General features: G+C 65.5%; 24 protein-coding genes. 14 read left to right on the top strand and 10 right to left on the bottom strand.

The genetic code is table 11. The features are described 5' to 3' along the window. Positions 1–1411: YgiQ family radical SAM protein (locus QNA11_RS18415; RefSeq protein WP_283484129.1), on the top strand; the 1411-nt coding region annotated here is incomplete at its 5' end. Between the two features lie 168 nt (positions 1412–1579). Continuing rightward, entirely contained in the window at positions 1580–3694 is a 2115-nt protein-coding gene (locus QNA11_RS18410; RefSeq protein ID WP_283484128.1) for a phosphocholine-specific phospholipase C, read from the top strand. A gap of 329 nt (positions 3695–4023) precedes the next feature. On the opposite strand, the gene QNA11_RS18405 is transcribed toward QNA11_RS18410, so the two are convergent. Continuing rightward, a complete protein-coding gene (locus tag QNA11_RS18405; RefSeq protein WP_202073896.1) occupies positions 4024–4338 on the bottom strand; it encodes a hypothetical protein in 315 nt (104 codons plus the stop codon). A gap of 66 nt (positions 4339–4404) precedes the next feature. Then, positions 4405–4734, bottom strand: coding sequence for a hypothetical protein (locus QNA11_RS18400; RefSeq protein WP_283484127.1), 330 nt, complete (start codon positions 4732–4734; stop codon positions 4405–4407). On the opposite strand from QNA11_RS18400, the gene QNA11_RS18395 reads away from it, so the two are divergent. Beyond that, on the top strand, positions 4733–5545 hold the full coding sequence (locus QNA11_RS18395) for an amino acid kinase family protein (protein ID WP_281928756.1): 813 nt from the start codon (positions 4733–4735) through the stop codon (positions 5543–5545). The genes QNA11_RS18400 and QNA11_RS18395 overlap by 2 nt on opposite strands. Positions 5546–5559: 14 nt before the next feature. Beyond that, a complete protein-coding gene (locus QNA11_RS18390; protein ID WP_283484126.1) occupies positions 5560–6387 on the top strand; it encodes an amino acid kinase family protein in 828 nt (275 codons plus the stop codon). Positions 6388–6669: 282 nt separating this feature from the next. On the opposite strand, the gene QNA11_RS18385 is transcribed toward QNA11_RS18390, so the two are convergent. Next, the gene (locus tag QNA11_RS18385; protein WP_283484125.1) at positions 6670–7194 is read right to left on the bottom strand and encodes a DUF6101 family protein; all 525 of its coding nucleotides are present in this window, start codon (positions 7192–7194) and stop codon (positions 6670–6672) included. Positions 7195–7378: 184 nt separating this feature from the next. On the opposite strand from QNA11_RS18385, the gene QNA11_RS18380 reads away from it, so the two are divergent. The 4 genes from QNA11_RS18380 (at position 7379) to lpxK (ending at position 10891) form a co-directional block, all read left to right on the top strand. Beyond that, the gene (locus tag QNA11_RS18380; protein WP_283484124.1) at positions 7379–8245 is read left to right on the top strand and encodes an inositol monophosphatase family protein; all 867 of its coding nucleotides are present in this window, start codon (positions 7379–7381) and stop codon (positions 8243–8245) included. Next, entirely contained in the window at positions 8242–8496 is a 255-nt protein-coding gene (locus QNA11_RS18375; protein WP_283484123.1) for a DUF4170 domain-containing protein, read from the top strand. Before QNA11_RS18380 ends, QNA11_RS18375 begins: the two co-directional genes overlap by 4 nt. Positions 8497–8617: 121 nt before the next feature. After that, on the top strand, positions 8618–9895 hold the full coding sequence (locus QNA11_RS18370; RefSeq protein ID WP_283484121.1) for a 3-deoxy-D-manno-octulosonic acid transferase: 1278 nt from the start codon (positions 8618–8620) through the stop codon (positions 9893–9895). A gap of 6 nt (positions 9896–9901) precedes the next feature. Continuing rightward, positions 9902–10891, top strand: coding sequence for a tetraacyldisaccharide 4'-kinase (gene lpxK, locus QNA11_RS18365; protein WP_283484120.1), 990 nt, complete (start codon positions 9902–9904; stop codon positions 10889–10891). Here the strand turns inward: lpxK and QNA11_RS18360 are convergent. Then, on the bottom strand, positions 10875–11096 hold the full coding sequence (locus tag QNA11_RS18360; protein ID WP_202073903.1) for a DUF2093 domain-containing protein: 222 nt from the start codon (positions 11094–11096) through the stop codon (positions 10875–10877). The genes lpxK and QNA11_RS18360 overlap by 17 nt on opposite strands. Before the next feature lie 416 nt (positions 11097–11512). Here QNA11_RS18360 and QNA11_RS18355 point away from each other — a divergent pair, with 416 nt between their 5' ends. After that, positions 11513–12586, top strand: coding sequence for a DGQHR domain-containing protein (locus QNA11_RS18355; RefSeq protein WP_283484119.1), 1074 nt, complete (start codon positions 11513–11515; stop codon positions 12584–12586). Here QNA11_RS18355 and QNA11_RS18350 read toward each other — a convergent pair. Then, on the bottom strand, positions 12545–14530 hold the full coding sequence (locus QNA11_RS18350; protein ID WP_283484118.1) for a glycosyltransferase family 2 protein: 1986 nt from the start codon (positions 14528–14530) through the stop codon (positions 12545–12547). The two genes, QNA11_RS18355 and QNA11_RS18350, sit on opposite strands and share 42 nt — an antisense overlap. 58 nt (positions 14531–14588) lie before the next feature. On the opposite strand from QNA11_RS18350, the gene QNA11_RS18345 reads away from it, so the two are divergent. The 4 genes from QNA11_RS18345 to QNA11_RS18330 all read left to right on the top strand — a co-directional run bounded on the left by QNA11_RS18345 (position 14589) and on the right by QNA11_RS18330 (position 20054). After that, the gene (locus tag QNA11_RS18345) at positions 14589–15467 is read left to right on the top strand and encodes a transporter substrate-binding domain-containing protein (protein WP_283484117.1); all 879 of its coding nucleotides are present in this window, start codon (positions 14589–14591) and stop codon (positions 15465–15467) included. A 33-nt stretch (positions 15468–15500) separates the two neighbouring features. Further along, positions 15501–16643 (top strand): helix-turn-helix transcriptional regulator, encoded by a 1143-nt coding sequence (locus QNA11_RS18340; RefSeq protein WP_283484116.1) that lies wholly within the window; start codon positions 15501–15503, stop codon positions 16641–16643. Between the two features lie 304 nt (positions 16644–16947). Beyond that, positions 16948–17448, top strand: coding sequence for a hypothetical protein (locus tag QNA11_RS18335; RefSeq protein WP_283484115.1), 501 nt, complete (start codon positions 16948–16950; stop codon positions 17446–17448). Next, complete coding sequence (locus QNA11_RS18330) at positions 17448–20054, top strand: CHAT domain-containing protein (protein ID WP_349362214.1); 2607 nt, start codon at positions 17448–17450, stop codon at positions 20052–20054. Before QNA11_RS18335 ends, QNA11_RS18330 begins: the two co-directional genes overlap by 1 nt. Positions 20055–20179: 125 nt before the next feature. Here the strand turns inward: QNA11_RS18330 and parC are convergent, their stop codons facing one another. Beyond that, the gene (gene parC / locus QNA11_RS18325) at positions 20180–22441 is read right to left on the bottom strand and encodes a DNA topoisomerase IV subunit A (protein ID WP_283484113.1); all 2262 of its coding nucleotides are present in this window, start codon (positions 22439–22441) and stop codon (positions 20180–20182) included. A gap of 257 nt (positions 22442–22698) precedes the next feature. On the opposite strand from parC, the gene QNA11_RS18320 reads away from it, so the two are divergent. Next, the gene (locus tag QNA11_RS18320) at positions 22699–22929 is read left to right on the top strand and encodes a hypothetical protein (RefSeq protein ID WP_283484112.1); all 231 of its coding nucleotides are present in this window, start codon (positions 22699–22701) and stop codon (positions 22927–22929) included. A gap of 4 nt (positions 22930–22933) precedes the next feature. On the opposite strand, the gene recO is transcribed toward QNA11_RS18320, so the two are convergent. From recO to rnc, 4 genes are all read right to left on the bottom strand, one after another. Then, positions 22934–23647, bottom strand: a complete 714-nt coding sequence (gene recO, locus QNA11_RS18315; RefSeq protein WP_283484111.1) for a DNA repair protein RecO — start codon at positions 23645–23647, stop codon at positions 22934–22936. Between the two features lie 176 nt (positions 23648–23823). Beyond that, the gene (locus tag QNA11_RS18310) at positions 23824–24051 is read right to left on the bottom strand and encodes a DUF1737 domain-containing protein (RefSeq protein ID WP_283484110.1); all 228 of its coding nucleotides are present in this window, start codon (positions 24049–24051) and stop codon (positions 23824–23826) included. Between the two features lie 29 nt (positions 24052–24080). Then, positions 24081–25010 (bottom strand): GTPase Era, encoded by a 930-nt coding sequence (gene era, locus QNA11_RS18305; protein WP_283484109.1) that lies wholly within the window; start codon positions 25008–25010, stop codon positions 24081–24083. A 194-nt stretch (positions 25011–25204) separates the two neighbouring features. Beyond that, positions 25205–25894 (bottom strand): ribonuclease III, encoded by a 690-nt coding sequence (rnc, locus tag QNA11_RS18300; protein WP_283484108.1) that lies wholly within the window; start codon positions 25892–25894, stop codon positions 25205–25207. Between the last annotated feature and the right edge of the window lie 3 nt (positions 25895–25897).

Below are 25897 nucleotides of genomic sequence, written 5' to 3'. Positions count from 1 at the left end.
CTCCGACATTCGCGGCCTCGCTTTGCTGCGCGACGCGACGCCCGAAGGATGGGTCGAAGCCTCCGCCGAAGATATCGACAGCGCCGACGAGGGGCGGCTGCGCAAGGACGATGCGCGCAGCGGCGCCGATGTCGTCATCCGCCTGCCCGCCTATGAACAAGTCTCGAGCGACCCGGAAGCCTATGCGCGCGCCTCGCGCGTGCTGCACAAGGAGAGCAATCCCGGCAACGCCCGCCCGCTGACGCAGCGGCACGGCAACAAGGACGTCTGGCTCACCGCGCCGCCGATTCCGCTGACGACGGCGGAGATGGACGCCGTCTACGACCTGCCCTTCGCGCGCGCGCCGCATCCTTCTTACGACGGCGCCAAAATACCCGCCTGGGAGATGATCCGCCATTCCGTGACGATCATGCGTGGTTGCTTCGGCGGCTGCTCCTTCTGCTCGATCACCGAGCACGAAGGCAGGGTCATCCAATCGCGTTCGGAAGCCTCGATCCTCAAAGAGATCGAGATCATCCGCGACAAGACAGAGGGCTTCACCGGCATTATCTCCGACATCGGCGGGCCCACGGCCAATATGTATCGCATGGCCTGCCGCGACAAAGAGACAGAGGCGCTGTGCCGGCGCCCGTCCTGCGTCTATCCCGACATTTGCAAGAATCTGAACACCAGCCACGACGCGCTGATCGAACTCTATCGCAAGGCGCGTGCGCTTCCGGGCGTGAAGAAGGTGATGGTGGCCTCGGGCGTGCGCTACGACCTCGCTGTGAAGAGCCCGGCCTATATTCGCGAGCTCGTCGAGCATCATGTCGGCGGCTATTTGAAGATTGCGCCCGAACATACGGAAAGCGGGCCGCTCTCCAAGATGATGAAGCCGGGCATCGGCTCCTACGACCGCTTCAAGCAATTATTCGACGCGGCGGCGCGCGCGGCGAAGAAGGAATATTACCTCATCCCCTATTTCATCGCGGCGCATCCGGGCACCACGGATGAGGACATGATGAATCTGGCGCTATGGCTGAAGCGCAATAAATACCGCGCCGATCAGGTGCAGACCTATCTGCCCTCGCCCATGGCGCTGTCGACGGCGATGTATCACTCGGGCTTCAACCCGTTGAAACCTGTGCGGCGCGGGGCGTCCGAGAAGGTCGACGCGGTGAAGGGGATAAGGCAGCGGCGCCTGCACAAGGCTTTCCTGCGCTATCACGATCCCGAGAACTGGCCGATGCTGCGCGAGGCGCTGAAAGCCATGGGCCGCGCCGACCTCATCGGGCCCGGCAAGCATCAGCTCGTGCCGAATTGGCAGCCGAAAGGAACCGGCGAGGGCGGCCCTTCTATTAGGCGCGGAGCGTCAGGCGAGCGTAAGTTCCTCACGAAGGGCGTCGCCTATCGGAAGCCGGCCGTCAAATAAATAATCACCGCCGTCATTGCGAGGAGGCGGAGCCGACGAAGCAATCCAGGGCCGCATCGCCGCCCTGGATTCACAAAGCGCCGTCGTCATTTTGTCAAAGCCCCGTCACCTGTGTGTCGTTGCCCCTTGTTAGTGAGCCCCGCAAGCACAGCCTTGGGGGCCGACACAATGACCGCGAGTAACCGCCGCGATTTTATGCGCCTTGCTGGTACCGCAGCGCTCGCCACGAGTTTTCCGCAGAGCATCGAACGCGCTTTGGCGCTGCCGGCGAATAAGCGGACGGGCACGATCCAGGATGTCGAACATATCGTCGTCCTGACCCAGGAGAACCGCTCCTTCGATCACTATTTCGGCAGCCTGCGCGGCGTGCGCGGGTTTGGCGATCCGCGTCCGGCCTTTCTGCCATCCAAGAAATCAGTGTTTCATCAGCCCTATGGCGCCGGCGAACTCTTGCCGTACCGTCCGGACGCGCGCCCGGTCGGAGCGCAGTTCCTGGCCGGCACGCCGCATAATTGGCCGGACGCCCACAAGGCCTGGAATAATGGCCAATACGACCAGTGGGTCGCGGCCAAGGGCCCGCTGACCATGGCCTATATGACCCGGGAAGACATTCCGTTCCATTACGCATTGGCCGACGCCTTCACCATTTGCGACGCTTATCACTGCTCCTTCATGGGAGCGACCGACCCCAACCGCTATTACATGTGGACCGGCTGGGTCGGCAATGACGGCGCCAATGGCGGGCCCGTCCTCGACAATTCCGAGGCCGGCTACGACTGGCGCACCTATCCAGAGCTTCTGGAAAAAGCCGGCGTGTCCTGGAAGGTCTATCAGGACATCGGGACGGGACTGAACGACGCCGGATCGTGGGGCTGGACGACCGATCCCTATATCGGCAACTACGGCGACAATTCGCTGCTCTATTTCCACCAATATCAAAACGCCCAGCCGGGCACGCCGCTCGCCGACAAGGCGAAGACCGGCACGAACATCGCCGTTGGCGGCGCGTTGTTCGACATTCTTCGCGACGACGTGCGTCGCAATGCGCTGCCGCAAGTCTCCTGGATCACCGCTCCCGAGGCCTATACCGAACATTCGAACTGGCCGGTCAATTACGGCGCCTGGTACATCTCGCAAGTTCTCGACGCGCTGACCTCCAATCCGGAAGTCTGGAGCAAGACCGTCCTCATCATCAATTACGACGAGAACGACGGCTTCTTCGATCACGTCGTTGCGCCTTATGCGCCGCAATCGCCGTCGCAAGGTCTCTCCACGGTCGCCACGACGCACGAGATTTATGCGGGCGGCGCGAAATATGCCGCGGGCCCCTATGGCCTCGGCGCGCGCGTGCCGTTGTTCGCCGTCTCGCCCTGGAGCAAGGGCGGTTATGTCTGCTCCGAATTGTTCGACCACACCTCGGTCATTCGCTTCATCGAGCGTCGCTTCGGCGTTGTCGAAACGCAAATCTCGCCGTGGCGCCGCGCGATCTGCGGAGATCTGACCTCGGCCTTCGATTTCACGCGGCCCGACAAACGCTTCGTCGCCCTGCCGAGCACGGCGTCTTACGCGCCGCCGGACCGGCAGCGACATCCCAGCTACGTCCCCACCCTGCCGACCCAGCAGGCGATGCCGAAACAGGAAACCGGCGCGCGCTACGCCCGCCCACTGCCCTATGCGCTCGATGTGAAAGGCGCCCTCGACCTCGCGAAGACGTTCCACCTCGAAATTGCCAACAAAGGCAAGGCGGGGGCCTGGCTACAGGTGCGTTCGGGCGACGCTTCCTCTGGCCCATGGAGCTATACGGTCGAGGCCGGCAAGTCGCTTTCCGACAGCTTGAAGGTCCCGGTCAGCGGTCTGTACGACTTCTCGGTTTATGGCCCGAACGGCTTCCTTCGCACCTTCAAGGGCGGCGTCGCGGCTGGCTCGGCCGACTTCTATGTCGGCGCCCATTACGAGAACGAGGAGGAGGAGGCGTATCGCGACTTCGAGATCGTCGTCGCAAATCGCGGAGCGAGCGCCCGTACCGTCACGATCTTTGACGCCTATACTGGCCACACGGCAAAGCGGCGTCTTTCCCCGGGCGAGCGTTTCGAGAAGTCCTGGCCGCTGGAAGCCAGCTTCGGCTGGTACGATCTGCTGATCACCATCGATGAGGACAAGAGCTTCGAGCGCCGTCTCGCGGGCCATATCGAAAACGGCAAAGACAGCGTCAGCGACCCGGCCTTCGGCTCGAACGGCGGCAAGCATATCAAATCCGCCGAGGTCGAACACGAGAACGAATAGCCGTCCGGCGTAAGATTTCGCGGGGCCGCCGCTCTGGCAATTGAGCGGCGGCCTTGTCGCATACGTCCCAAGGCAAGCGGCGCGTGATTTCGACGATCGAGATGAGCTTGCGCCTCAGCGCCAACCACTGACGGCCGCGCGTCAAACTTGCCGCGCGCCCCTTATACCGTTTCCGTTTGAATAGCTCGGATTGGGGCTTGTCATTCCCGACGGGCCGAAGGCCCGATCGGGAATCCAGAGCCACAAAAGCGCTGGTTTGGCTCTGGATTCCCGATCGCTCGCTGCGCGAGCGTCGGGAATGACACCGAACCAATCAAGCTGATCCCGTATTACTCGATGCCCTCCCGACGGCTTCGAGTATTGTAAGCCTCGCGAAAGCGCCTGTCGATTTCGCTCGGCTCGACGGGCGCCGGCTGCGCGGCTGCGAGGGCGCCGCGGACCGCCGAGGCTTCTTCCGCGGTCAAGACGAGCGGTCCCGCCATATGCGTCGCATTGGGCACACTCGCCAGGATCGCTTTGCGATTGGGATGAGTCGCGATCTCGACGATCCCGTCGGCGACCGGCTCGCGCGCCACGCAGACATAGGGACCGATGACTTCGATTGCGCGGCCATCTGACGTATTCCGGATGAATGTGACTTGCATCTTTTCGACTGCCCCACGCTCGAGGGATCGTCGGCTTCTTCGTCACCAAGACGAAGGAAGCCTCTCTCATGTGATTTCCGCCCGAGCAGCTCGCGTAACGAGCCAATCAAGCGGATTTGATGTCGCACGCCGGACGTGTGGGAAGTCGGTCGACAACCCCCGTTTCGCCTGGCAGCACTGCCAAGCAATTTTGATGCCCTGCTTGGGGATGTGACCGCGCGACGCCGCATCGCAAATTCGGCGCAGGCGTTTTCCATCATCTTTTCCGGCGAAGCATTTGCCGTGTTTTCCGTGCAGTAAAAGAAGCAGAATTTCTACATATTGCGAGGTAATTGTCGAAGCTGTATCGAGACAGTGGAATAAAAAATTGTAAATATCACGAAAGGTTGCCCTCATGGCCAATACGACGGCCGCGCTCGACGCCCTCCTCATGCAACGGTCGCTGACCGACGCGCAGCTTCTGGCGGCGGCCGAATCCGCCGCCGATTTCCGTATTCTGCCGGACGCGAGCGTGATCAAGATCGGCGGACAAAGCGTCATCGACCGTGGCCGCGCGGCGGTCTATCCGTTGGTGGACGAGATCGTCGCCGCCCGCAAAGCCCATAAGCTGCTGATCGGCACCGGCGCCGGCACGCGGGCGCGGCATCTCTACTCGATCGCGGCGGGGCTCGGCCTGCCGGCGGGCGTGCTCTCGCAGCTCGGCGCCTCGGTCGCGGACCAGAACGCCGCAATGCTTGGACAGTTGCTCGCCAAATACGGCGTCTCCGCCGTCAACGGCGCCGCGCTCTCGGCGGTGCCGCTCTACCTCGCCGAGGTGAACGCCGTCATCTTCAGCGGCATGCCGCCCTACAATGTCTGGATGCGCCCCGCGCCCGAGGGCGTCATCCCGCCCTATCGCACCGACGCCGGATGTTTCCTCGTCGCCGAGCAGTTCGGCTGCAAGGCGATGATCTTCGTGAAGGATGAAAACGGCCTCTACACCGCCAATCCGAAAACCGCGAAGGACGCGAAGTTCATCCCGAAGATTTCGGTCGATGAGATGAAGGCGCAGGGGCTGCACGACTCGATCCTCGAGTTCCCCATGCTCGATCTGCTGAAAGCCGCGCGCCACGTCCGCGAAGTGCAGGTCGTCAACGGCCTCGTCCCCGGCAATCTGACACGCGCGCTGGCCGGCGAGCATGTCGGCACGATCATCACCGCGAGCTAAAAGAGTTTTTTCCCATGACCGACGCCAATAGCATCAAGCACGTCGCCTCGCCGCTCGCGCGCCAGACCCTTCTCGACGGCGATCTCACCCGCCCGGTCGCCGGCCGCCGCCCGATCCGGCTCCTCCCCTGGCTGCAGGTCGTGAAGATCGGCGGCCGCTCGATCATGGATCGCGGCGCGGACGCTATCCTCCCGATCGTCGACGAAATCCGTAAGCTCCTGCCCGAGCACCGTCTGCTGATCCTGACCGGCGCGGGCGTGCGCGCCCGCCACCTCTACGGCGTCGGGCTCGATCTCGGCCTGCCGGTGGGCTCGCTGGCCCCGCTCGCGGCGAGCGAAGCCGGCCAGAACGGCCATATCCTCGCCTCGCTGCTCGCGCCGGAGGGCGTCTCCTATGTCGAGCACCCGACCATCGCAAACCAGCTCGCCATCCATCTCTCCGCCGCCCGCGCGGTGGTCGGAAGCGCCTTTCCGCCCTACCACCACCACGAATTCCCACACTCGCGCATCCCCATGCACCGCGCGGACACGGGCGCGTTTCTGCTCGCCGACGCGCTCGGCGCGGCTGGTCTGACGATCGTGGAGGACGTGGACGGGGTCTATACGACCGACCCCAAAGGCCCCGGCGGCGAGCGGGCCGAGCTGATCCGCGAGGCGAGCGGCGCCGATCTTTCGAAGCTCGATGCGCTGCCTTTCGACCGCGCGCTCCTCGAGGTCATGGCGAATGCGCGGCATCTCGAGCGGGTGCAGGTGGTCAACGGACTCGTTCCGGGCCGGCTGACCGCCGCGCTGCGCGGCGAGCATGTCGGGACAATTGTCCGCACCGGCGCGCAGGCGGCCTGAGCGCTGCGGATTTTAGCGCTCACCGTCATTGCGAGCGATCGGCAATCGGGGGCGCAAGCGCTTCCTGACCCTTCGGGGTAACGCCGAACGCCGGGCGTGAGCCCATCCCTCCCCTTTACGGGGAGGGTGGCCCCGCGTAAGCGGGGGCGGGTGGGGTAAAGCCCACCACTGCCGTTGCGGCGTGAGCCCCACCCGGCGGCCTTCGGCCGCCGACCTCCCCGTAAAGGGGAGGTATGGGGATCATGACGCCAGATCGCTATCACTAATTACGCGGCCTGCGGCTCACTCGTAGCAGATGATCTCGCGCTCGCCGGCGAAGACCTCCCCCATGCGGGCGGCGACGCCCGTCTTGCGGCGCGTGAGGAAACGCGGGCGACGGCTGCGCAGGCTGGAGGCGCCCCGGCGCGGGAAGACCGTAAGCGACGAACCCGCCGCATCCACCCTGGCGAGCTTGCCGTTCTCGGCCGCGAGCCGCGGCAAGGCGAGCCAGCTCGCCCAATATTTCCAGTCCGCCGCGGCGTCGCCGCTGTCCTGGGTTTCCGCCAGCACGACATCGAGGTCGCGGTCGCGATGCGCGAGCGAGAGGCGGTAGCAGGGCGCCCCATCCTGCCCCTCGACGACGTCCAGCACGACGCCGCAATAGGCCGGCGCCGGCACGGAGATCATCATATCGACGCCGTTGAAACGCCGCGAGATGAGGATGTCGCTGCGCGTGACGCGCACGCGCCGCACGCCGCCATCCGCACGCCAGTCGCGTTGAACGAGAAAGGCTTCTTCGATCTTGCGCGCATTGCCGGCTTCGAACATGGCTTAACTCCTCGGGCTCGGGCTGTTCCTTTTGTCCCCACGATCCTGCCGCGCGAGCCCCGGCAAAGTTGCTAAAAACCCTGGTGAATGCGACGTAAACCATTGCATTTGAGCCGTTATCACGACTCCAAGGTAAATGCGGGGAAACACATTTGATCAAATTGTCGGCAATTCGCATCCGCGAATGTCTTGCAGGCAAGCCGCGGCTCCCCTACTGCTTCTCGTGATGCCGCTCGTCGAATCCGACCGTCCCGCCTTCCTATCGCGCCTCGAAGCGATTACGCGCGAGGCCGGCGACATCGCCATGGCCTATTTTCGCCCCGGCGCCCGAACGGCGGCGGCGATCTCCTACAAGGGCGGCGGCTCGCCGGTGACCGAGGCCGATTTCGCGGTGGACCGTTTCCTCTTCGAGGAAATGCGCCGGCTCGCGCCCGAGGCCGGCTGGCTCTCCGAGGAAACCGCCGACACTGACGCGCGCCTGTCGCGCGACGCCATCTTCGTCGTCGACCCCATCGACGGCACACAGGCCTTCACCCGCGGCGACGAGCGCTGGGCGGTTTCACTCGCCTTCGTCGAGCGCGGGCGGCCGACGATCGGCGTCGTCCATGCGCCGGCGCGCGGGGAAACATTTACCGCCGCGCGCGGACTCGGCTCCTTTCTCAACGGCGAGCGTCTCTCGCCGCTCGGCCGCGCCACGCTCGCCGGCGCCATGGTCATCGCGCCGCGGCCGCTGCATGAGCGTATCGCCGCTCTGCCGCACAATATTGCGATCGCGCCGCGCACGCCGTCCCTGGCGCTGCGGCTCGTGGATATTGCCGCCGGGCGTCACGATCTCGTCATCTCTTCGCCCAATGCACGCGATTGGGATATCGCCGCGGCCGACGTCATTCTGGAGGAGGCCGGGATCGCCCTCGAAGAGGTCGAGGGGGGCGAGATCACCTATAATCGCAGCTCCTCGAAGCGCGGCATGCTCGTCGCCGCGCCCAAGCCTCTCATCGAGGACACGAGAACGATAGCTCTGGACGTTTCGAAAGGAATAAAGTGGTCATGACAAAGAAGGCGACGCCCGCGAAACAGGACAAGCAGCTTCTGCATCTCGTCTTCGGCGGCGAGCTGGAGGCGCTCGACGGCGTGACCTTCCGCGATCCCGCAAAGCTCGACATCGTCGGCGTCTTTCCCGACAATGACAGCGCCGTCGCCGCCTGGAAGGCGAAGGCGCAGGCGACCGTCGACAACGCGCATATGCGTTATTTCGTCGTCCATCTCTACAAGCTTCTCGACCCCGAGCACGACAAGCTCTGAGCGAGCTTGGCGCTTTCCAAAATCCGCCGGTTTTGGGAGCATTATTCTGTCGGGGAAGCGCGACGCCGCTTAGGCCAGTCGGCGCGGCCTCGGGCCGAAGCGTTTGCGTAGCACGGTAAACATGCCGCTCCTGAAGCTTTATCGATTGGCGACCATCGCCGCGACGCCCTTTGCCGGAGCCGGCCTCAACTGGCGCGCCTCCCACGGCAAGGAAGACCGAGACCGGCTCGACGAACGTCTGGGCGTCGCCTCGCGCGAGCGGCCGGAAGGGCGCCTGATCTGGCTGCATGGCGCGAGCCTTGGCGAGACGGTCTCGCTGCTGCCGCTGGTCGAGCGCTTCATCCAGCGCGGCGCGGAAGTGCTGGTGACAAGCGGAACGGTCTCCTCGGCGCGCATTCTCACGCAGCGGCTGCCGGCCGGCGCCTTCCACCAATATGTCCCGCTCGACGCCCCACGTTTCGTCAACCGCTTCCTGGATTATTGGCGCCCGGACATCGCCGTCTTCGCCGAGTCCGAGCTGTGGCCGAATATGGTCGCCTCGCTGCGCACGCGGGGGGTGGCGTTGCTGCTGGCCAACGCTCGCATCTCGCGCAAATCCGCGGAGCGCTGGAGCGGCCTGCCGAGCGCCGCGCGCCGTGTGTTCGGCGCGATCGATCTATGCCTGGCGCAGGATTCCGAGAATGCGGCGCGCTTTCTGGCGCTGGGCGCGCCCTGCGTGCGCATCGCCGGCAATCTGAAATTCGACGTGGCGCCGCCGCCTGTGGACGCCGCGCGTCTCGCCGAATTCAACGGCGCGGTCGGCGCCCGTCCGGTTTGGGCGGCGGTGTCGACACATGCGGGCGAAGAGGAATTGATCCTCGCCGCCCATGCCGAGATCAGCAAGCAGATCCCCAATCTGCTGACCGTCATCGCCCCGCGCCATCGCGAGCGCGGCGCGGAAATCGCAGAGCTGGCGCAAGCCCAAGGCTTTGCGACGGCCCTGCGCACGCGCGACGGCGAGCCGCGCCGCGAGACGCAGATCTATATCGCCGACACGATCGGCGAACTCGGCCTCTTCTTTCGCAGCGTCGGCGTCGTCTTCATGGGCAAATCGCTTGTTCCCGGCGGGGGCCAGAACCCAATCGAGCCGGCGAAGCTCGGCTGTGCGGTGCTCTACGGGCCGCATATCGACAATTTCAACGAGATTTACACGGAGCTGGCCGCCGCCAAGGCGGCGGCGCGCGTCGCCGACGCCGCCGCGCTGGCGCGCGCCGCGCAATATCTCCTCTCCGAACCCGCCCGCATGCGCCGCATGGGCCGCGCCGGCGCCGAAGCGGTCGATAAGCTCGGCGGCGCCTCGCGCGCGATCATGACGGCGGTCGAGCCCTTTCTCGCGCAAGTCGCCGCCTCCGGGCGCTGAGCGCTCATGCGCGCGCCCCAGTTCTGGCGAACGGAAGGAGTCGCTTCTCGTCTGCTGTCTCCCTTCGGCCATCTCTATGGCGCGGTCGCCCGCGGCCGCCTGACCCGCGAGGCGCCGCGCGCCGCGCTGCCCACAATCGTCGTCGGCGGCTTGACCGTTGGCGGCGACGGCAAAACGCCGCTCGTTATCGCGCTGGCGAAGCTGCTTTCCGCGCAAGGCGAACGTCCCGCGCTACTCACACGGGGCTACGGCAGGCGCGGCGGCCGCACCGAGCCCTTCGCCGTTTCACCAAAGGACGATGTGACGACGGCCGGCGACGAGACGCTGCTGCTTTCGCGCCATGGGCTCGCCATTGTCGGTGTGGATCGCTCGGCAAGCGCGGCGTTCGCGCGCGGCCTGGGGGCAACCCTTCTCATTTTGGACGACGGCTTCCACAGCCAGAGGCTCTCGCCAGACCTCTCGCTGCTCGTGATCGACTCGGACTATGGCGCGGGCAATGGCCGCTGCCTACCCGCCGGCCCGCTGCGCGCGCCGCTCGAGGCGCAGATGGCGGTCGCCGACGCTCTGATCGTCATCGGCGGGGGCGCCGCCGGGCGGGTGCTTAGTCAGTCTTGCACAAAGCCGGTTTTCCAGGCGCGCGTCGTTCCCGAGCCGCAAGCGGCGAAGGCCTTGGCCGGCAAACGAGTCATCGGCTTCGCCGGAATCGGACGCCCTGAAAAGTTCTTCCACACCCTGGCGGAGACAGGCGCCGACGTCGTTGCGACTCGGGCCTTTCCCGATCATCATCGCTACAGTGAAAACGACCTCGCCGAGCTGACGGCGCTTGCGCGCCGGCAGGGCGCCACGCTCGTCACAACAGAGAAGGACGCCGTCCGCCTCCCGCCCGCGTTCGCCGCAGAGGCTCTGCCCATCAGCCTCGCCATAGCCGAGCAGGAGGCCGTCCTGGACACGCTCGACGCCGCGCTTTCCCGCGCGCGCCTCAGTCGGGCTTCTTGACCCCGAGCTTCATGAGCTTGGCGTGCGGGCCGGCGTAAGGCTCCTGCAGATCGACGTTCCAATAGCGCAGATCCTCGAGCGGGATGGGCTCGCCGGTCACGGCGCAGCGCACATAGGCGCCGGGCTTGCGGATGCGATATTCGCCGTCGAGATACTCGATCTCGGCTTCCCCGGCCGGCTGCGGCGTGCGTTCGTAGCGGTTCATTCGATATCTTCTGTTGAAGCGCCGCGTCAGCGGCTGACCTGTCAGTCGTCGGATCGACGAGATGATCGACCTCATGGACGTCGCCCTCTCCGGCCGGCCGATTTGGCGGAAAGTCTACAACCCCACGGGCGCCAAAGGAAGCGCGAACAATCGCTGGGAGCGTGTCGCCAGAGTTTCCAGTTCACGCCAAGCTGCGTCGTTAGCCCAAATACCTCCCCTTTACGGGGAGGTCGGCGGCCAAAGGCCGCCGGGTGGGGTCCGCGCCAGACGTCAACACGATTGCCCGAATAAGAAACACAGCGGTCTTGTTCCCGTCGTCATTCGCGCCTAGCCTTTCGCGCAAGTGCCGATTTTTGATTCGTCGAGTCAGCCTTTCGCGAACGCTGTCAAGTTCGCGCTTCGATGGGATCACGATAATGGATCGGGACACCATAGGCGATCTGGCCGATTCCCACCCCCTGCCCCACGACGCCGAGTTCTCCGCCGCCAGCCCGCGCGACGCCGCCAAGGCCAAAACGATCTCAGAGCGCGCGTTGATCGTCACCCAGGGCAAGCATCGCTTCTATTCGCTCGTGCTGCCGAGCGATCTTCTCGCCCAGACCTGCACGGTCGAGGCTCGGGCCGAAAATCCGGCGGACGGCTTCCAACGCCTGCTCGACGAGCGGCGCGCAAGATCGATTGCCCGTTACATCGACGCGGGCTTGGGCACAGTCCCCGGCGCCGTGGTGCTCTCGGCGCAGACGCGCGCGCATCTCTCCTATGACAAGGACGACGGCGCCCTCACTTTCCGCAAGGACCCGAAAGCCTTTCTCATCATCGATGGGCAGCATCGCGTGTTCGGCTTCAAGCTCGCCAAATCCTCGGTGAGCGTGCCGGTTGTGATCTACAACAGGCTGACGCGCGCGCAGGAATGCCGGCTGTTCATGGACATCAACACCAAGCAGCGGCCGGTGCCCAATGAGCTTCTGCTCGACATCCGTCGACTCTCCGAATTGGAGACGGAAACCGAGGCGCTGCTGCATAATGTTTTCGACGCCTTCCATACGCGCGAAGATTCTGCGCTCGCTGGCTTCCTCAGCCCCGCCGAGCGCAAGAAGGGCATGATTTCCCGCGTGACCTTCAATGCGGCTCTGCGGTCGATCAAAGGCGCCTTCGACGGCGCGCCGGCCGAGGAAGTCTATGTCGTTCTCAACGCCTATATTCTCGCCTGCCGTCACGGCCTGGGGCTTCACGCCATCGATCAGAACATCGCCAATCCGGTTCTGTTCAAGGCGCTGATGCTGTTGTTCACTAATGTCGCGGGGCGCGTCGCCGACCGGCATGGCGGCCAATATACGGTGCGCAATTTCGAGGAAGTGCTCGTTCCCTTCTTCCGCCGGCTGAAGAAGAGCGACCTGCCGCGCGCGGGCATGACGCATATCATGCTGCACGAGCATTACAGCAAGGCGCTAAGCGCCGGCTTCCTGCTCAAACAATGGCTGTTCGCCTGAGCCCTCCGGATGGCCGCGCATGGTGAGCCCATGCTCGGTCTTCTCCCAATGGAAGGGCCGCAGCCAGAGCTCGAAAAAGGCGCGCCAACAGGCGATGCTGAGCATGAAAAGCCAGATCGGCAGATGGGGCAGCGCATTTCGAAGTGCCGAAAGGCGCCGTCGCCGCATCCCGGCGAGGATGGGCCAAAGCAGCGCCGCCGCCCCTGACAGCGCGAGAAAGCACCATAGCCCGCAGCACGCCGTCTCGAAGAATGTCGTCGGCCGCAACAGCGCGCCGAAAAGGGCGTGATAGGCCAGGCGGCACATCAGGAGCGGGCCGAGCAGCGGACCCAAAACGCCGCCGGCCAACATCGCGAGCACGGCGAAAGCCCGCCGCGCCCCGAGATCGGCGAAAAAGCCCGCGGGATGGCGGCAATGGACAATCGCCGTCTGCATCCAGCCCTTGAACCAGCGCGTGCGCTGCTTGACGAGCGCCCGAAAGACGGCCGGCGCCTCCTCGAATGTGTGGGAATCGAAAGTGCGCACCGCGAAGCCCGCGCGCGCGAGACGCAGCCCGAGGTCCGCATCCTCGGTTACATTATAGGCGTCCCAGAAGCCGATCTCGCGCAGGGCGGCGAGCCGGAAATGATTGGAGGTGCCGCCGAGAAAGAGCGGCAGGTCGAGCCGGGACAGCCCCTTGTTATAGACATCGAAAAGCGCCGCATATTCGAGCGCGAACATGCCCGTCATCCAATTGAGCGCGCCATTGTCGATGACAAGACTCGCCTGCAGGCAGGCGACATCCGGCGGCGCCGCGGCGAAAAGCGCGGCGGCGCGGCGGAGCTGGCGCGCATCGGGAATATCCTCGGCGTCGAACACCGCGACGAGCGCGCCGCGCGCCAACGGCATGGCGATGTTGAGCGCGCGCGGTTTGGTGCGCGGCGCTCCATCGGGCGCGATGATGATCTCATGCGGCGCGCGCGGCGGATGCGCGCGCAAGGCCGCAGCCGTCTCCGCGTCGTCGGCCTCGATAACGAATTTGATGTCGAGCTTGGCGCGCGGATAATCGAAACGGTCGATGGCGCGCGCGAGTTGCGGCGCGACGGCCGCTTCCTTGTAGAGCGCGAGCACCACCGTATAGACGGGAAGCCGCGCATCGTCGATCCATCGCGCGTCCTCCTGCCGCGAAGCGCTCGAGGCGCAGGCGCTCAGGCGCAGAACGACGCTCGCCAGAAAGGCCGCGGCGAGGGCGAAGGCGACGGCGAGATTGACGGTTTCGAAAGGCGCGAACAGGCTGACGACGATGCAGATCAGCGCCGCCGTGGCGCAGGCGAGCGGCGCGCGCGTCGTCGAACCGCGCACGCAAAGATCCCGGTCGATCTGTTCCGCCGAATGGCTCGCGGCATACACGGCGTCTCGCGGATAGGCGTCGCGAAGCGCCTCCAGAAAACGCGTGCGCGTCGTGATCGCGAAAAGCGGCCGCCCTTTCGCCGCGCGCGCGACGCTCGTCAAACGAAAGATTTGCGTTCCCGACGGCGCGAAGAGCCAACGAACGCCGTCGCGGCGATCCCGCAATCGCACATAGCCGAGCCCCGCCGCGGCAAGCGCGCCGGGCGCGAGCTCGATCGTGTCGTCGATGAAGGCGACCCCGAGATGCTGAGCGAGGGCGCGGTAGAAAAACGCTTCCTCGACGACGCCCTCGGCAAGGAGCGCCGCGTCGGCCGAGACGCCCTGACGCCGCGCCAATCCGGCGGCTTCGTTCAATGCGTCGAGCGAGACGCCGTGATCGAGCAGAAAAGCGATTTCGACAGGCGGCGTTTCCACCCTGCGGGAGGCCCTGCGCCCCTCCCGCGCGGATTCATCCGCGAGGCTTTTGCGGCGCAAAGGCAACGGGGGAAAGCCCGTATCGTCGCGCTTGCGTGGGCCAGAATCGATGGAAAAATAGTCGACCGACGCCTTGCTCATGAACTAAACTCAATGAATGAAAAAATATGCAAGCTTGACTATCGGTCAGAAAAATCGGGTGCGCAATAAATTTGATTCGAATTTTTCCCATCCTCCAGCAGCGCTCTCGCTTGGCGTCGTCGCAGCGCTGGCCTTCGCTCTCGCGAGCGTCGCCGCCGTCGCCGATCCGGCGCCCGCGGCGGCGCCGTCGCTCGTCGATCCGCATCGCGCGCTGCAGAAGCCCGATCTCTCGCACATAAAACAGATCCGCTTCCTGACCGAAGACGACTATCCGCCTTTCAATTTTCTCCTCGCGGATGGACAGCTCGCCGGCTTCAACGTCGATCTCGCCCGCGCGATCTGCGCCGAGCTGGAGCTGCCCTGCACGATCCAGAGACGAAGCTGGAATCTTCTTATTCCGTCGCTGGACGACAATAGCGGCGACGCCGTCATCGCCTCTCTCTCGATCAACGACGAGACCCGCAAGCAGGTCGAGTTCACGGGCCCTTATTTCCTGACCCCCGGCCGTTTCGCGACGCTCGCGGATACGACGCTCGCCGCTGCTTCCCCAGAGGCGATAGAAGACCGCAAGGTCGCCGTCGTCGCCGGCTCCCGCTACGAAGCCTTTCTCGAGACGTTCTATCCGCGCGCCGAACGCGTGACCTTCGAGACGACCGCTCTTGCGCGCAACGCGCTCAAGAATGGCAGGGTGGCGGCCTATTTCGGCGACGCGATCGGCATGTCCTTCTGGCTGAACGGCGCGGAGGCGGGCGGATGCTGCACCTTCAAGGACGGCCCCTTCACCGATCCGCGCTATTTCGGCGAGGGCGTCGGCGTCGCCGTCAAAAAGGGCAACGCGCCGCTGCGCCGGGCGCTCGATTACGCGCTGGCGCGGCTCGATCGACGGGGCGTTTTGGGCGAACTCTTTTTGAAGTATTTTCCGATAGGGCCGTTCTGAGCTAATCTCCCCTCCGAACGCCCGGTCCAGCCAATGGATTTCGAATCGACCGTCACGCGCATTTATGAAGCGGCCGCCGACCCGGATTTATGGCCGCTCATCCTGCACGACCTCGGCGAATTGGTCGATGCGGCGGGCGGCATCATCCTCACCCGCCGCGCCGACGCCTGGACGGGCTGGCGCTGCTCCGACCTTATGAATTCGCGGACCACCGACGCCTGGATGGCTCCGGGAGGCGGCGCGGCGCGAACCCAGGCGACCGCCCGGCTCATCGCCTTCGACCGGGCGGGATTCGTTGCGGATAATGAAGGGTTCAGCGAGCAGGAATGGCTCGAGGACTCCGTCATGAGCGAATGGTGCGGCCCCCTGGGTCTGCACCATTGCGCGGCGACGGTGATTCCCGTGCCCACGGGCGATCTGGTTTTGGTCCAGCTCAACCGCCGCGCTGGCAAGCCCCCCTTCGATCGCGCCGACATCGCCCGCCTCGACGCCTTTCGCCCGCATCTCGCGCGCGCCGGATTGCTTGCGGCGCGCTGGCGGCTGGAGCGGCTGCGCGCCGCGGCGCAAGCGCTGGCCATCATCGGCCTACCTGCGGCGGTTCTCGACGCGGGCGGCAGGGTTCTCGCGGCCAATGAGCTGATCGAGGCGATGCGCCCCCATATCGCCTGGCTGCCCAAGGATCGTATCGCTTTGATCGACCCCGCGGCCGACGGAATGCTGCGGCGCGCCTTCGCCGGGGTGACGTACCCAGCCGCCGCCTCGGCGCGGTCTTTCCCATCAAAGGGCGCCGCGGGCGATCCGGCGGTCGTTCATCTTATCCCCATCAGCGGCGCTGCCCGCGAGCTTTTCGGCGGCGGGCTCAGCCTGTTGACGGTTACGGCGGTGGCGACGCCCGCTGCCCCCGACGCCGCGCTCATTCAGGGTCTCTTTGACCTCACGCCCGCCGAAGCGCGCGTCGCGCGCGCCGTCACGCAGCGAAAGACCGTCGAGGATATCGCCTCGGAGTTCGACGTCTCGAAAGAGACGGTGCGGACGCAGATCAAATCCCTCCTCGCCAAAACCGGATGCGCCCGCCAGCTCGATCTGGCGATGCTGCTGGCGCAGACCACTCAGGGACAGCCGCGCCAGACGCGGCTTTCAGAGAGTTCGCGGGCAGATTTGAACATTGGGCGATGAGCATTAGGCTCCACCGTTGCGAGGAGCGAAACGACGAAGCAATCCAGAGGCCGCGATGAGGCTCTGGATTTCTTCGCTCCGCTCGCAATGACGGGGGCGGCCACTTCACCCAAACCCATTATTCTTCGCAAACATGCGCACGCCCCTGCCGCGCGCGTGGCGGCGCCTCGAAGCCTCGCCGCTTGCCGGGCGCGCGTTTCCCCGACATAATCGAACAAGATTTCATCGGACCATTGTTAGCAAAGCAAGCGACGCTGATTGTAATCCTACCGGGCGGTCGCTCGCCGGCTCAGGAGGCAAATTCATGGATCAACGGATAGCGGCGTTGTCGCCGGGACAAGCGCAACAGGCTGTGAAGGAATTATTCGATCTGTTGCCGGTCGATCTGTTCGACGGGGGCAAGCCCACCATCGCCGATCTCGATGATTTGGCCAAAGAGGCACGCGACGGCGCGCCGCCCGACGTCGCGCCTTTCCTCAACGCAATGCTCGCGGAAAGGGAAACCGAGGCGCGCGGCGAGGTGGCCCGCCTCGTTCTCGACCAAGCGGCGCAGACCCCTGGCCTTCGTGATTATCTCGACGAGGCGCTACGGCGTGCGGCGCAGCCTCATATGGACCTGACGCTTTTGGCCGGGGTCGTCATTCTTGCGATGATCGCCGTGCCGAAGAAAATCAAGTTCAAGGACGGCAAGCTCGAAACGATCGAATGGGGCCAACTCCAGGACGGCGCCAAGCTTGCGCACGAAGTGACCGGCTTCGTCAAAGCCTTGCCTAACACGGTGAAGTCCTCCCTTTTCGGCGCCTGATGAGCGATCTGGGCGAAACGCGCTTCCGGGCCTTGGCGGAGCGCCTCGTCACGCTCGAACGTCAAGGGCGAAGCCTCCATTCATTGGTTGCGACGCAGCCCAAAGAGGTCCTCGGCCCCCTGCGAGCGCTTGCCGGGGAGGCGGAGAGTATCGCCCGCGACATCGGGGCATGGGCGGCGGAGCCAAGTCCGCTCGCGAGTGCGTTGGGGCGCCACCTGGCGGAGCGCGCCCGCAAAGCGGGTATTGTCCTGTGGCTCGGAGTAGCCGGCGCCCTCGCGATGACTGGCGATTACGCGGGCGCTCGAGCGGCTTGCCGGAGCAGTCTTGACTTGACCGCCGCCGACGACCCCGAACGCGCGCTTCTCCTCGAGACCCTCGGCAAGATCGAGTTCGAGGCAGGCGATCTCGAAGCGGCGCAAGCGGCGATGACCGAGGCGATCGAGATCGCCGAATCTTTTGCCGATCCCGCGCGCTGGGCCGACCGGATCGGCGCGCCGAAGAGGGAGATGCAGGTTCGACGCTCGATGGAGGGCGTATCGCGAAGCCTCGGTCTCCTTGCGCACATCGCCCTCGCGCGCGGCGACCGCGAGAAATATGCGCGAACGCTCGATCTCGCCTACGAAGCCGCAATCAAGAGCCGCCAACCCGTGCTCATTCGCAGCATCTGGCGCCAGCGCTATGAATATGCGTTGCGCTGGGACGCGTCGGGCGCGGTGCTCGACGCGATGAACGCCGAACTCGATCGCGGCGGAGCGCCAGAGCTCGCCGACGACGAGGCCTATAAGATCGACATGCAGCTCTTGCGTGGGCAGGCGCTCATCGAGCGGGAAGGTTATGCGCGCGCCGACCGCCGGCTGAAGGCTGCGCTCTTGGCCGCGAAGAGCCCGCGCGAGCGTTGGACGACGCGCATGACCTATGGCCGGTTTTGCGAGGATCGCCCTGGCCGTCGCCAGGAGGCGATCGAGCTGTTCGATGAGGCGCTGGCGATCGGCAACGAGACCGGCATCGCCGGATTTATCGACGGCGCGCGGCGCGATTTGATCCGCCTGTTGATCGCGGGCGGCGAAGCGGCGGAGCGAAGGCGCGCAATCACCGAGCTCGACGTCGTGTTGCGCGCCTGCCGCGACGCGCGGGACGGCGAGGGTTACGCCCGGGCGTTGTTGCAGCGCGCGATGGCCCGCTTTCTCGATCGTGATTACGCCGCCGCGCTGACGGACATCGACGGCGCGCTGGACGCCGCCGCCAACGCCCAGACCCGCGGCGCGGCGTTGACCGCCCGCAGCGCCGCGCTACAGCGCCTCGGACGTGATGAGGAGGCGCTCGCCGACGCCATTGAAGCTGTGAGCCTGTTTCCAGAGCGACGACGTGATCCGCTCGGCGACGGGCCGGGCGCGGGCCGGGACGAACTGCAACACATTGAGGCCGCCTACGCGGCGGCCGCGCGCATCTGCGCCCGGCTCGGCCGCGCCGCCGAGGGGTTCGAGTGGGCCGAACGCGGCCGCGGTCGGCTGCTGCGCGCCGGTCAACTGATCTCGCCCGCTGGCCCAGCATCCTCACGCGACATCCTGCCGCTTCTCATCGACGCTCTTGCACGGCACCCAGATGGACCCGCAGCGCTGGCCCTGTTCTCGGTCGGTCCGGTCGATACGGTCGTCTTCATCGTCGCCCCGGGCCGCCCCGTGCGCGAAGTCTCCGCCGATTTCGGCGAGGCTCAACTGCAGAAGTTGCTGCCGACCGCCGATGACGGGCCGCAGCAATGGAACGCGGGTCTCGCCGAGGCGCTGCCTGGCATTTCGGAAGCGCTGCAACGCCCCCTGGCGGGGCTTTTTGAAACGGTCGAGACCTGCAAGACCCTCTATATCGTCCCCGACTCACACCTCCATTCGATCCCCTTCGCGGCCTTGACCGGAAAGGGCGGCGTTTCGCTGGTTGAGCGTTGCGCGACCGTTATCGCGCCGTCGGTGGCGAGCTTACTCGAATGCCTCGGGCGGCGCCCGCAAGAGACGAAATCCTGCCTCGCGCTCGGCGCCGGCGGCGTCGGAGAGATCAGCTTCGCCGCCCAAGCAAAGGCGGTCGCCGACCTTTTCGTCGGCAAGCCCGAATGGGGGAAGCAAAGCCTGTATTTGTCGGAGCCGGAAGCCACTCCCGAACGGTTTCTCGCAGAAGCCGCGCGCTTTCGAGTGATCCATTTAGCCTGCCACGGCAACGTGCTCGCCGGCGTCATGGACACGCTCAGCGCCTCGGCCTTGCAGTTAACGGGTGGCCATCTGACCGCCCGCGCCCTGATCAAGGCGGAGGGGCCGTGGCTCCAAGCGGACCTCGTGTTTCTCAACGCGTGTCGCTCGGGCGGCTTCCGGGCCCGGCTTGCTAGCGAAGTCGGGGGATTCCGCCAAGCCTTTCTCGAAGCCGGCGCGCCGTCTCTCGTCGCAACCCTGTTCTATGTCGATCCGGATCACGCGCAGAAATTGGCCGAGGAGTTCTACCGCCATTGGCTCGACGGCCAGACGAAGGCGGAAGCGCTGCGCCGCGCGCAATGCTCGCTGCGCGAGAGCGGCCTTCGCGTCGGAGACTGGGCCGCGCACACGTTGATTGGTCGCGCCTTTTGACGGCCGTCAGAAGTCCCCTTACGCCGTCATTGCGAGCGAAGCGAAGCAATCCAGGGCCGCGATTAGGCTCTGGATTGCTTCGTCGCTTACGCTCCTCGCAATGACGGAGAGCGACAACCGCCCCGTCACCCAAACCGGTTATTCTTCGGGAACCCTCTCGGCGGCAGCCTTCCCGCTTCCGCGCGATGCCCCATCCATTCCGTCAGCTCCGCCGCCGCCACGTTGAACACGCGGCCAGCCGCATCCGTCCAGCTCAACCCGTCGGCGAGCGAGAATACTTTCGCATCCGCCACGCCGCCGTCCTTGTAGCGCTGCATACGCACGCCCTTGCCGCGCGCCATGCGCGGCGCCTCTTCCAGCGGGAAGACGAGGAGCTTCCTGTTCTCGCCGATGATGGCCGCGTGATCGCCCGCGGCTTCCGTCGCCACTTTCAGTTTCGCGGGCGGCTCCACGGAAAGAACCGCGCGGCCCTTTTTCGTGGATGACAAGAGATCATCCTGCGCCACGATGAAGCCGCGCCCGTCATCCGCAATCAGCAGCAACGACGCCCCCGCCGTATGCGGCAGCACGCGCGCGACATCCGCGCCTTCGTCGATGTCGGCGTAAAGACGGATCGGCTCGCCATGGCCGCGCCCGCCCGGCAGTTTCGAGGCGTCGAGCGTAAAGGCCTTGCCGTTTGTCGCGAGCACGAGAATCTTCGTCGTCGTCTGCGCGAAGAAGCTCGTGTCCAGCGCGTCGTCGCCTTTGAATTGCAGCGTCGACAAATCCTGCACGTGGCCCTTGAGCGCGCGAATCCAGCCTTTCTTCGACACGACAACGGTGATCGGCTCGCGCTCGATCATCGCCTCCGCGAGATCGAGATCGACCGCCGCCGGCGCGTCCTCGAAAGTGGTGCGGCGTTTGCCGACCGGCGTCTGTGGGCCATAGAGCTTTTTGAGGTCGCGCACCTGTCCGGCAATGGTCTTCCACTGCTTGCCTTCGTCCTCGAGCAGGCTTTCGAGCTCGGCGCGTTCCTTGGTGAGATCATCGAGCTCGCGGCGCAGCTCCATCTCTTCCAGCTTGCGCAAGGAGCGCAGCCGCGTGTCGAGGATATAGTCGACCTGCAGATCGGTGAGCTTGAAGACTCTCTTCAGCTCGCCCTTGGCGTCGTCCTCCTCGCGGATGATGCGGATCACCTCATCGAGATTGAGGAAGACGACAATCATGCCTTCCAATTGCTCGATGCGGCGCAGGATCGCCGCGAGGCGATGACGCGAGCGGCGTTGCAGCACCGTTCGGCGATGATCGAGCCATTGCCGCAGCGCTTCGTCGAGCGAAACCACGCGCGGCGTCACGCCGTCGACCAGCACGTTCATATTCATGCTGAAGCGCGTCTCCAGCTCCGAGAGCTTGAAGAGCGTCTCCATCATCAGCGCCGGATCGACATTGCGCGCGCGCGGCTCGAAGACGATGCGCACATCCTCCGCCGATTCGTCGCGCACATCGGCGACGAGCGGCAGCTTACGCTCGGAAATCAGCTCGGCGAGCTTTTCAATCAGCCGCGATTTTTGCACGCCGTAAGGAATCTCGGTGACGACCGTCACCCAGCCGCCGCGCGGCAGCTCTTCCTTCACCCAGCGCGCGCGCACGCGGAAGGAGCCGCGCCCGGTGCGATAGGCCTCGATAATCTCCTCGCGCTTGTCGACGATGATGCCGCCCGTGGGGAAATCCGGCCCCTGCACGAAGGTGAGCAATTGCTCGCTCGTCGCGGCGCGATGCGAGATGAGATAGAGCGCGGCGTCGCACAGCTCGGCGAGATTATGCGGCGGAATGGACGTCGCCATGCCCACCGCAATGCCCTGCGCGCCATTGGCCAGCATATTGGGCAGCGCCGAGGGGAGCACGACAGGCTCCTTCTCCTCGCCCGAGTAATTGGGCTTGAAGTCGATCGCGTCCTCGTCAATGCCCTCGAGCAGAGAGCGGGCGACGGCGGTCATGCGCGCCTCGGTGTAGCGATAGGCGGCGGCCGAATCGCCGTCGATATTGCCGAAGTTCCCCTGTCCGTCGACGAGCGGATAGCGAGAGGAGAAATCCTGCGCGAGGCGCACCAGCGCGTCATAGATCGCCTGATCGCCATGCGGATGATAGGAGCCCATCACGTCGCCGACGATCTTCGCGCATTTCTTGAACGGCGCGCCGGGATCGAGCCGCAGCACATGCATGCCGTAAAGAATGCGCCGATGCACGGGCTTCAAGCCGTCGCGCGCGTCGGGCAAGGCGCGGTCGGTGATCGTCGAGAGGGCGTAACGGAGATAGCGTTCTTCCAGCGCCTCGCGCAGATCGACGGGCGTCACCACGCTTTCGCCGCCGCCGTCCTTGCCCTTTCCCGCGCCGCCTTTCTGCGCCATTCGACCCTTCGCCTCTGTTGGATTTTCGCCCGTACTAGGCGCAGCGACGCGCCGGCGCAAGCGCCAAGCGCGCTACGTGACGGCAAATCAAGCCCTCGACGCGATTCTCACCGCTTATCGGGCTCAGTGGAAAATTAACGCTTGCGGGGCGCCGTCCCGCTCCCTAGAAAAGGCAACACCGCCGGCTCAGCTTCCCCGAGCCAAGTTTCCTCATAAATTTCTGTGGCTTCCGAATGGCATCGATCCTCAGAGCATTCATGATTCTTGGCTTGGCGCAATTGGCGGGCGCGGCGCTCGCCCTCGAATCCCCAAGGGTCGCCGCCAATGATTCCGCGCGCGCGCCGCGCCATCATCAACAGGTCGGCACGGAACAAGCCCGCAACGATAGCGGCATGCAGGCGGTCTGCCGCGAGGTCGTGGTCGACACGGACGAGGGTTACGGCGTGACGAATCACGAGTCGCGCGTCATCTGCGACAACGCGCGCTGATCCTTCACCCCAAGGCGGCGATATAAAGCGCGCGCGACGCCGGCAGAGCCGCGCCGCGCGGCGCGAGCACGTCGCGGGTCAGGAAATAGCCCGTCAAACGGAAGGCGTCCGCGATCTCTTCGGGGGCCGCGTTTTCGGTTTCTTCCTGCAGGAAGCGCGGATAGGGCAACAGCCGATCGCGCCATGGCGCGGCGGCCCCCCGGTTCACCGCGCGGCCAGTTTTCGGCGACACATAGGCGAGATCGTCGCGCGTTCCGGTGACGGCGCAGCGTTCCAGATCGAGGCCAAATCCCAAGGCGCCAAGCAGCGCAAGCTCGAATTGCGCCATCAGCGGCGCGGCGGCGTTGGGCGAATCGAGCCGCACGGCGATGGCTTCGGCCATGTCGAACAAGGCCGCATGCGGATCGCGTTCCGGCAGAAGACGCAGCAGCGCCGCAAGCATCGTTACGCCATGCAGGGCCGCGGCGCGGTCGAGATAGCGCGCGGCGCGCAAGGCGAGCGGCTCCACGGCATAGGCGCCCATATGATCTTCGAGCCGCGCCCGCCAGGTGGAGGCGACGAGATTCCCGGGCTGGAGAACAGGCCGCATGGCCTTGGAGCGCCCGCCGCGCACGACGCCAAGATGGCGGCCATGGGCGCGCGTCATCAGCTCCAGGATGACCGAGGTCTCGCCGTGCTTTCTGGCGCCAATGACGAGGCCTTCGTCCTGCCATTCCATGACCGGGTTTCTCGGCTGTTCCCCGTTGCCTCAGCGATGACAATCTAATCTCCCTCCCCCTTGCGGGGAGGGGTTAGGGGTGGGGGTCGACAATCTGGATTGTTATCGCGGCTACCCCCACCCTGCCCTCCCCGCAAGGGGGAGGGATGGGATCGCGACCACAGTTGGTTACGCTCTCACTGCTCCGAGAGCTTCATCTCCGGGCTGTATTCCACGCCCTCGACATCCTTGATCACCGCCTGCCCGCAAATCACCCGGTTTTGCGCGGTATCGAAGGTCAGCGTCGGTCCGCCGTGGAGTTGCCAGCCCTTGCTCAGCGCTTCCGTCACGCGGTGGCAGAAGGCTGCGTCGTCGGGGCCGGTGAGATAGCGGTAGACGGTCAGCGTTTTCGATTTCTTGGCCATGGCGCCCTCGCGAATCAACTCGCCCGATATTATTCGCCTTTCGGATAATCGAGCCGCATTTCGCGATAGCGTTCGGGGTCCTCCGCCCAGTTCTCGCGCACCTTCACGAAGAGGAAGAGATGCACGGGCTGCTCGGCGGCTTCCGCGATCTCGCGACGCGCCGCCGCTCCGATGGCCTTGATCGTCTTGCCGCCCTCGCCGATCACGATGCGTTTCTGGCCTTCGCGCGCGACATAGATGGTCTGCTCGATGCGCGCCGAGCCATCCTTCTGGTTGGTCCAAATATCGGTCTCGACCGTGGACTGGTACGGCAATTCGTCGTGCAGTCGCTCGTAAATCTGCTCGCGCGTGATCTCGGCGGCGAGCAGCCGCAGCGGCGCGTCGGAGAGCTGGTCTTCCGGATAGAGCCAGGGCCCCGGCTTCATGCGCTTCGCCAAGGCGTGCAGCAGATCCTGAACGCCGTCGCCGGTCAGCGCCGAGACCATGAAAGTCTCCTCGAATTTCGCGCGCTCGTTGAGCTTCGCGGTGAGCGCCAGCAGCTTTTCGCGCGGCACGACGTCGACCTTGTTGAGGACGAGCGCCTTGGGCGCTTTCGCTTGCGCGAGTTGCGTCAGGATCGCCTCGACCTCCTCGTCGAGGCCCCGGCGGGCGTCCACGAGCAGCGCCACCACATCGGCGTCCGCGACGCCGGAAAGCGCGCTCGCCACCATGGCGCGATCGAGCTTACGCTTGGGCTTGAAAATGCCGGGCGTGTCGACGAGCACGATCTGCGCCGGCCCGTCGATGGCGATGCCGCGCACCAGCGCCCGCGTCGTCTGCGCCTTGCGCGAGACGATGGAGACCTTGGCGCCGACGAGCTGATTGAGCAGCGTCGACTTGCCGGCGTTGGGCGCGCCGACCAGCGCCGCAAAGCCGCAGCGCGTATCCTGTTCCTGTTCCGTGGCGTTGGTGTCGGTCAATTCGGTCCCGTTTTCTCGTTGGTCCGGCCTTAAGCGGCGCCGGCGCCGCGTCCCCCTCCCCCTTGCGGGGAGGGGCTAGGGGTGGGGGTCGACAATCCAGATTGCTATCGCGGCTACCCCCACCCTAACCCTCCCCGCAAGGGGGAGGGAAGAGGATCACGCCGCCGACTTGTGAATCTGGGAAGGATGAGAGCCTATTCCTGCACGCCCTCGCGCGCCATGAAGGCCGCCGCGGCCGCCTGCTCGGCGGCGCGCTTGGAGCTTCCCGCGCCAATCGCGGCTTCGAACCCCTCTATTTCCACCGCCAGCTCGAAAGAGGGCGCGTGGTCCGGCCCGCTGCGCGTCACCACCCGGTAGCGCGGCGGCGCGAGCCGGCGGGCCTGGGCCCATTCCTGCAACGCCGTCTTGGCGTCGCGCAGGCTGCGCCCGACGTCGTGCATTTTCGGGCCGAAGGCCGCGCGCACCACGGCTTCCGCGGCCAGCGCGCCGCCATCGAGAAAGACCGCGCCGATAATCGCCTCGCAGACGTCGCCAAGGATCGCGCGCTTCTTGCGCCCACCCGTCTGCGCCTCGCCCTCGCCGAGCCGCATATGAGGGCCGACGCCCCAGCTTTCCGAGACTTCCGCGCAGGTCTCCTTGCGCACCAGCGCAGCGAGCCGGCGGGACAGCTCGCCCTCGCTGTCGCCCGGAAAGCTCTCATAGATCATATGCGCAACGGCAAGGCCCAGGACGCGGTCGCCCAGGAATTCCAGCCGCTCGTAGGAATCCGGGCGCTGCGTCGCGGCGCTGACATGCGTCAGCGCCCAGCGCAGCAGGGCCTTATCCTTGAAGGCGTGCCCGATGCGCTCCTCCAGCGCCGAGAGATCGGGCTTGCTCCGCGCCATCTA

The organism is Methylocystis sp. JR02 (genome assembly GCF_030063565.1).
Classification (GTDB): Bacteria; Pseudomonadota; Alphaproteobacteria; order Rhizobiales; family Beijerinckiaceae; genus Methylocystis; species Methylocystis iwaonis.
Note: the sequence above shows the minus strand (reverse complement) of the source record. Positions and strands in the feature narration are given on the sequence as shown.

Coding starts and splice junctions, on each gene's coding strand:
- QNA11_RS18320 (WP_283484112.1), top strand. CDS start 22,699: ATGATTCTTGGCTTGGCGCAATTGGCGGGCGCGGCGCTCGCCCTCGAA.
- QNA11_RS18410 (WP_283484128.1), top strand. CDS start 1,580: ATGACCGCGAGTAACCGCCGCGATTTTATGCGCCTTGCTGGTACCGCA.
- QNA11_RS18330 (WP_349362214.1), top strand. CDS start 17,448: ATGAGCGATCTGGGCGAAACGCGCTTCCGGGCCTTGGCGGAGCGCCTC.
- QNA11_RS18310 (WP_283484110.1), bottom strand. CDS start 24,051: ATGGCCAAGAAATCGAAAACGCTGACCGTCTACCGCTATCTCACCGGC.
- QNA11_RS18360 (WP_202073903.1), bottom strand. CDS start 11,096: ATGAACCGCTACGAACGCACGCCGCAGCCGGCCGGGGAAGCCGAGATC.
- QNA11_RS18350 (WP_283484118.1), bottom strand. CDS start 14,530: ATGAGCAAGGCGTCGGTCGACTATTTTTCCATCGATTCTGGCCCACGC.
- QNA11_RS18395 (WP_281928756.1), top strand. CDS start 4,733: ATGGCCAATACGACGGCCGCGCTCGACGCCCTCCTCATGCAACGGTCG.
- rnc (WP_283484108.1), bottom strand. CDS start 25,894: ATGGCGCGGAGCAAGCCCGATCTCTCGGCGCTGGAGGAGCGCATCGGG.
- recO (WP_283484111.1), bottom strand. CDS start 23,647: ATGGAATGGCAGGACGAAGGCCTCGTCATTGGCGCCAGAAAGCACGGC.
- QNA11_RS18355 (WP_283484119.1), top strand. CDS start 11,513: ATGGATCGGGACACCATAGGCGATCTGGCCGATTCCCACCCCCTGCCC.
- QNA11_RS18340 (WP_283484116.1), top strand. CDS start 15,501: ATGGATTTCGAATCGACCGTCACGCGCATTTATGAAGCGGCCGCCGAC.
- QNA11_RS18405 (WP_202073896.1), bottom strand. CDS start 4,338: ATGCAAGTCACATTCATCCGGAATACGTCAGATGGCCGCGCAATCGAA.
- QNA11_RS18370 (WP_283484121.1), top strand. CDS start 8,618: ATGCCGCTCCTGAAGCTTTATCGATTGGCGACCATCGCCGCGACGCCC.
- QNA11_RS18375 (WP_283484123.1), top strand. CDS start 8,242: ATGACAAAGAAGGCGACGCCCGCGAAACAGGACAAGCAGCTTCTGCAT.
- QNA11_RS18390 (WP_283484126.1), top strand. CDS start 5,560: ATGACCGACGCCAATAGCATCAAGCACGTCGCCTCGCCGCTCGCGCGC.
- QNA11_RS18335 (WP_283484115.1), top strand. CDS start 16,948: ATGGATCAACGGATAGCGGCGTTGTCGCCGGGACAAGCGCAACAGGCT.
- QNA11_RS18385 (WP_283484125.1), bottom strand. CDS start 7,194: ATGTTCGAAGCCGGCAATGCGCGCAAGATCGAAGAAGCCTTTCTCGTT.
- lpxK (WP_283484120.1), top strand. CDS start 9,902: ATGCGCGCGCCCCAGTTCTGGCGAACGGAAGGAGTCGCTTCTCGTCTG.
- QNA11_RS18400 (WP_283484127.1), bottom strand. CDS start 4,734: ATGAGGGCAACCTTTCGTGATATTTACAATTTTTTATTCCACTGTCTC.
- parC (WP_283484113.1), bottom strand. CDS start 22,441: ATGGCGCAGAAAGGCGGCGCGGGAAAGGGCAAGGACGGCGGCGGCGAA.
- QNA11_RS18380 (WP_283484124.1), top strand. CDS start 7,379: ATGTCTTGCAGGCAAGCCGCGGCTCCCCTACTGCTTCTCGTGATGCCG.